Annotated in this window: 1 protein-coding gene; it reads right to left on the reverse strand. The window is 70.9% G+C overall.

The window, feature by feature from the left end:
• Window positions 1-96: 96 nt before the first annotated feature.
• Complete coding sequence (locus tag PV350_RS46680; protein ID WP_500339318.1) at window positions 97-807, reverse strand: HAD family hydrolase; 711 nt, start codon at window positions 805-807, stop codon at window positions 97-99.
• Between the last annotated feature and the right edge of the window lie 263 nt (window positions 808-1,070).

The raw sequence follows: 1,070 nt of genomic DNA on the forward strand, positions 1-1,070 counted from the left end.
CCTGCACCTCGTGCTCGCATCCTGCGGACTGCCTTGGCACGTGCGCCCCTGACACCCCCTCCCACGAGTTGGGGCGACTGACGGCCGGAGGGGGTGTCAGGGGCGCACGTGCCAAGGCAGTCCGCAGGATGCGAGCACGAGGTGCAGGCGTTCGTCGGTGGCCTCGGCGAGAGGGGGGACCAGCAGGGTCGCGATGCCCGCCTCGACCGCCGCACCGTCATAGGCGGAACGGTCCCCGACCATCAGTGCCTCGCCCGGACCCACCGCGAGCTCGTCCAACGCCAGCCGGAAAATGGCGGGATCGGGCTTGCACACACCATGCTCGAAGGACAGCACGAACCGGTCGACGTAACCGTCGAGGCCCGCCTTCTCGAACCACGGGCGGATGTCGAAGTGGACGTCGCTGACCACGGCAACCCGCACCCCGGCGGCCTTCAGCGTCGCAAGTGTCGGCCTCACGTCCACCGCGAAGAGATCGACGTCCGGTTGCGCCAGTTCGGAATACAGGGCGTCCACCAGCGCCTCGTCGATGCCCGCGGCCGAGGCCCAAAGCCTGAAGCCGGCCCGGTACGACTCCACGGACGCGTCCGCGCCGTTCATCGCCCGCGCCACTTCGGGTTGCCTGATCGCCGCGTCGAGACCAGCGCTGAGCCGCCGCACCTGCGACGGCGAGGCGTCCCGGGCGAGACGCCTCAACGCGCCCTCGATCCACGCCCCGCCCTTGGGACCGGCGTGGTCAGGACCCCATTTGGGGACGATGAGCGTTCCCACCCAGTCCAGAAGGACGGCCCTCACCTTTTCGATCACCCCGCCGGTATACCGGTGCGCTTATGTCGGCGGAAGGGCACCCCCGTCATTACCACCCTCCGGCCGTCATGCGCCCCAACCAGCATGAGGGGGTGTGGCGGGGTGCCCCCGCAGGGGACGAGCGGGGGACCCGGCGCCGAATGACGTGGGCGTAAACCGCGAGCCCCGAGGTGGGGGTCCCCCCGGCCGAAGGCTGGGGGCGTACCCCGGCGCGGCACCGACCCCATACGTACGCAGCGAGGCGGTCACTGACCGCGCCGGGC

The sequence above is a fragment of the Streptomyces sp. PA03-6a genome (genome assembly GCF_033792765.1).
Lineage (GTDB): Bacteria > Actinomycetota > Actinomycetes > Streptomycetales > Streptomycetaceae > Actinacidiphila.